Annotated in this window: 4 protein-coding genes; 3 read left to right on the top strand and 1 reads right to left on the bottom strand. The window is 70.9% G+C overall.

From position 1 onward, the window contains the following. The 3 genes from Q0112_RS06270 to Q0112_RS06260 all read left to right on the top strand — a co-directional run. Positions 1-563 (top strand): serine protease (locus tag Q0112_RS06270; RefSeq protein WP_367278448.1); only part of this gene is annotated, 563 nt, incomplete at its 5' end. A 118-nt stretch (positions 564-681) separates the two neighbouring features. Next, the gene (acnA, locus tag Q0112_RS06265; protein WP_297972834.1) at positions 682-3438 is read left to right on the top strand and encodes an aconitate hydratase AcnA; all 2757 of its coding nucleotides are present in this window, start codon (positions 682-684) and stop codon (positions 3436-3438) included. Between the two features lie 135 nt (positions 3439-3573). Beyond that, complete coding sequence (locus Q0112_RS06260) at positions 3574-4272, top strand: thioredoxin family protein (protein ID WP_297972832.1); 699 nt, start codon at positions 3574-3576, stop codon at positions 4270-4272. 10 nt (positions 4273-4282) lie between these two features. On the opposite strand, the gene Q0112_RS06255 is transcribed toward Q0112_RS06260, so the two are convergent. Next, on the bottom strand, positions 4283-4822 hold a 540-nt coding region (locus tag Q0112_RS06255; RefSeq protein WP_297972830.1), incomplete at its 5' end, for an SDR family oxidoreductase.

The following is a 4822-nucleotide window of genomic DNA, read 5'->3' as shown; positions in this document are numbered from 1 at the left end:
TGCCGCTCGGGGAGTTCCGCTTCGCTGCCGGGCTGCCCATGGGCAAGACCGCGGCGGTCGGGCGAATCGTGCGGGCGGCGGTGCATCCCGAGTTCACCTTCGAGGGCATGGCCTCGCCCGCCGGCGTCGCGGCCGACCTCGCGGTCCTCGAGCTCGCCGAGCCGGTCGCGGCCGGGGATGCGCCGGCCTTTGCGACCGGCGACCTCCGCCGGGATGCGGCGCCTCTCGCCATCGTCTCCTATGCCCGCGACCGGGCGCAGGCGCCCTCGATCGAGGAGCCCTGCGGCCTCGCCACCACCTTCGCCGGGGTGGCGGCGCTCGACTGCGCGGTGAACTACGGCGCCTCGGGGGCGCCGGTGCTGCAGGGCGCCGCGGAGGAGGAGGGCGAGGGGGCGGAAGGCGAGGGGGAGGAAGGCGGCGCGGGGGAGCGCCGGCTGGTCGCCGTCGTCTCCGCCATGGGGTCGGTGGTGGCGAGCGAGCGGCAGGTGACGCTGGCGGTGCTGGTCGGGCCGTGGATGGCGCTGCTGCTCGAGTCGCTCGCCGCCGAACCGCTGCCGGAGTGACCGCAGGGTCACACTGTATGCAAATGTATGCAAAGCGCTCCCGCGACCCTTGCGGGGGCGCGGGCCGCAGCTTATCAAGGGTGAACGTCCACCCCAGCAGGCGCAGCCCGGAGGAACGATGACCGTTTACGTTGGAACCGACTCAGCCAAGACGCGTCGCACGCTCCAGGTGGGAGACCGGAGCTACGCCTACTACTCGATCCCGGCCGCCGAGGCGGCGGGGCTCGGGGAGTTCGGGCGGCTGCCGGCCTCGCTCAAGGTGGTGCTCGAGAACATGCTCCGCTTCGAGGACGGCAAGACGGTCACCGTCGATGACATCCGCGCCTTCGCCGAATGGGCGAAGCAGGGCGGGCGCAACCCGCGCGAGATCGCCTACCGGCCGGCGCGGGTGCTGATGCAGGACTTCACCGGCGTCCCGGCGGTGGTCGACCTCGCGGCGATGCGCGACGGGATCAAGGCGCTCGGCGGCGACCCGCAGAAGATCAATCCGCTCAACCCGGTCGACCTCGTCATCGACCATTCGGTGATGGTCGACGAGTTCGGCACGCCGCGCGCCTTCCAGCTCAACGTCGAGCGGGAGTACGAGCGCAACATCGAGCGCTACCAGTTCCTGAAGTGGGGGCAGAACGCCTTCCAGAACTTCCGCGTGGTGCCGCCGGGGACCGGCATCTGCCACCAGGTGAACCTCGAGTACCTGGCGCAGACGGTCTGGACCGACACCGACCCCTCGGGCGCGGTCGTCGCCTATCCCGACACGCTGGTCGGCACCGACAGCCACACCACGATGGTCAACGGCGCGGCGGTGCTCGGCTGGGGCGTCGGCGGCATCGAGGCGGAGGCGGCGATGCTCGGCCAGCCGGTCTCGATGCTGATCCCCGAGGTCGTGGGCTTCCGGCTGACCGGCCGGATGGTCGAGGGGACGACGGCGACCGACCTCGTGCTCAAGGTCGTCGCCATGCTGCGCAAGAAGGGCGTGGTCAACAAGTTCGTCGAATTCTACGGCGACGGGCTCGACCATCTGCCGCTGGCCGACCGGGCGACGATCGGCAACATGGCGCCGGAGTACGGCGCGACCTGCGGCTTCTTCCCGATCGACAACGAGACGCTGCGCTACCTGCGCCAGACCGGCCGGGACGAGGCGCGGCTGGCGCTGGTCGAGGCCTATGCCAAGGAGAACGGCATGTGGCGCGGGCCGGGCTACGAGCCGATCTACAGCGACACGCTGCATCTCGACATGGGCGAGATCGTGCCGGCGATCTCCGGGCCGAAGCGGCCGCAGGACTATACCCCGCTCAACCTCGCCGCCGACGCCTTCTACAGGACCGTCGCCGATTACCGCGGCATCGACATCTCGAACGGCAGCAACATGGCGGCGGAGGGGGGGGCGGCCGCGATCACCGCCCCGCCCGAGGTGCGCAAGACGGCGCAGGTCGAGGGTGCGGACTATACGGTCCGCGACGGGTCGGTGGTGATCGCCGCGATCACCTCCTGCACCAACACCTCGAACCCCTACGTGATGATCGGCGCCGGGCTCGTGGCGCGCAAGGCGCGCGCCCGCGGGCTGACCCGCAAGCCCTGGGTGAAGACCTCGCTCGCGCCGGGGAGCCAGGTGGTGAGCGAGTATCTCGAGGCGGCCGGGCTGCAGGAGGATCTCGACGCGCTCGGCTTCAACCTCGCCGGCTACGGCTGCACCACCTGCATCGGCAACTCGGGGCCGCTCGGGCGGCCGGAGATCTCGAAGGCGATCGCCGACGGCGACCTGGTGGCGACGGCGGTGCTCTCGGGCAACCGCAACTTCGAGGGGCGCATCTCGCCCGACGTGCGGGCGAACTATCTCGCCTCGCCGCCGCTGGTCGTCGCCTATGCGCTGGCGGGCGACCTCAACATCGACCTCACGACCGAGCCGCTCGGCGTGGACAAGGAGGGCCGCGAGGTCTTCCTCAAGGACATCTGGCCGACGAACGACGAGATCGCCCGCCTTGTCGAGCAGACGGTGACGCGGGAGGCCTTCCAGACCAAGTATGCCGACGTCTTCAAGGGCGACGAGCGCTGGCGGGCGGTCGAGACCACCGACAGCGAGACCTACGACTGGCCGCCGACCTCGACCTACATCCAGAACCCGCCCTACTTCCAGGGCATGAGCAAGGAGCCGGGCGTCATCTCCGACATCTCCGGCGCGCGCATCCTGGCGCTGCTCGGCGACATGGTGACGACCGACCACATCTCGCCCGCCGGTTCGTTCAAGCCGACGACGCCGGCCGGCAGGTACCTGACGGAGCGCCAGATCGCGCCGAAGGACTTCAACTCCTACGGCTCGCGGCGCGGCAACCACGAAGTGATGATGCGCGGCACCTTCGCCAACATCCGCATCCGCAACGAGATGCTCGAAGGCGTCGAGGGCGGCTACACCCTCGGCCCGGACGGCGAGCAGACCTCGATCTTCGACGCCGCGATGGCCTGGAAGGAGCGGGGCGTGCCGCTGGTGGTGATCGGCGGGGTCGAGTACGGCGCCGGCTCCTCGCGCGACTGGGCGGCGAAGGGAACGGCGCTCCTCGGGGTCAAGGCGGTGATCGCCGAGAGCTTCGAGCGCATCCACCGCTCGAACCTGGTCGGGATGGGGGTGATCCCGTTCGAATTCACCCACGGCGACAACCGCCGGACGCTGGGGCTGAAGGGCGACGAGGTGATCTCGATCTCCGGGCTCGCCGGCGACCTGAAGCCGCTCGCCACGGTGCCCTGCACGATCCTCTACGGCGACGGGCGCGAGCGGACGATCGAGCTCAAGTGCCGGATCGATACGGCGATCGAGATCGAGTACGTCGAGCACGGCGGCGTGCTGCACTACGTGCTGCGGCACCTCGCGCAGGCGGCCTGAGCGGGGCCGCCCGCGCAGCCGGCAAGGGGGCCCGGTCGCGGGCCCCCGGTCGCGTCGCCGGCAAATCGCGAAGGCTTGACTGGCCGGGCCTGCGGGCCGCGGCTAGGAGGGAAGCAGCCAGCCCCGAAAGTCCCGATGCGCTTCCTCGTTCCGTTCCTCGCCGCCGTCGCCGCCCTGCTGCCGGCGGGCGTTTCGGCGCAGGGCACGCCGGTGGTGATCGAGCTCTTCACCAGCCAGGGCTGCTCCTCCTGCCCGCCGGCCGACGCGCTGCTGAGCGAGCTCGCCGGCCGCGAGGGGGTGATCGCGCTGGCGCTGCACGTCGACTACTGGGACTATCTCGGCTGGAAGGACCGGTTCGGCCAGCCGGCCCATACCGCGCGGCAGAAGGCCTATGCCAAGGCGGCGCACCGCCGCTCGATCTTCACCCCCGAGATGATCGTCCAGGGCGAGGCGCGGGTGAAGGGGCACGACGCCGAGCGCATCGCGCGCGAGATCGCCCGCTACGGCGCGCAGCCGGCGCCGGCCGTGCTGACGCTCGCCCGCGACGGCGCCACGCTCTCGATCCATCTCGAGCCGGCGGCCAAGGCGACCGGGCCGGCCGACATCCACATCGTGCGCTTCCTGCCGTCGCAGGAGGTGGCGATCGAGGGGGGCGAGAACGCCGGCAGCCAGCTCACCTATACCAACATCGTCACCAACTGGGAGACGGTCGCCCGCTGGGACGGCGCCTCGCCGGTCGACATGCGCTACGAGGGCCTCGAGGAGGGGCCGGTGGCGGTCATCGTGCAGCGCACCCGCATGGGCCCGGTCCTCGCCGCCGCAACGGCGGAGTGACGCGCGCCGGTCAGTAGGTGGCGCGGCCGCCCGAGGCGTCGAAGACCGAGCCGGTGGTGAAGCCGCAGTCCTCGCTCGCCGCCCAGGTGACGAGGGCGGCGATCTCGTCCACCGTGCCGAAGCGGCCCATCGGGATCTTCGAGAGCATGAAGTCGATGTGGCTCTGCGGCATCTGGTCGAAGATCGGCGTCCGGACCGCCGCCGGCGTCACCGCGTTGACGAGCACGCCCGACGTCGCCAGCTCCTTGCCGAGCGACTTGGTGAAGCCGATCACCGCCGCCTTGGAGGCGGAATAGGCCGAGGCGTTCGGGTTGCCCTCCTTGCCGGCGATCGAGGCGATGTTGACGATCCGCCCGTAGCCGCCCTTCAGCATCGCCGGCACCACCGCCTTGTTGCAGTGGAAGAGGCCGAAGACGTTGATCGCGAAGACGTCGCGGAACTCCTTCACCGGGAAGTCGGCGACCGGCACGGTCGGGCCGGTGATCCCGGCGCTGCAGACCAGGACGTCGATGCCGCCGAAGGCCTCGGCGGTGCGCGCCGCCGCCGCCTC

It is taken from the genome of uncultured Amaricoccus sp. (genome assembly GCF_937858865.1).
In the GTDB taxonomy this organism is placed as follows: domain Bacteria; phylum Pseudomonadota; class Alphaproteobacteria; order Rhodobacterales; family Rhodobacteraceae; genus Amaricoccus.
This window is presented reverse-complemented; position numbering and strand designations above follow the sequence as displayed.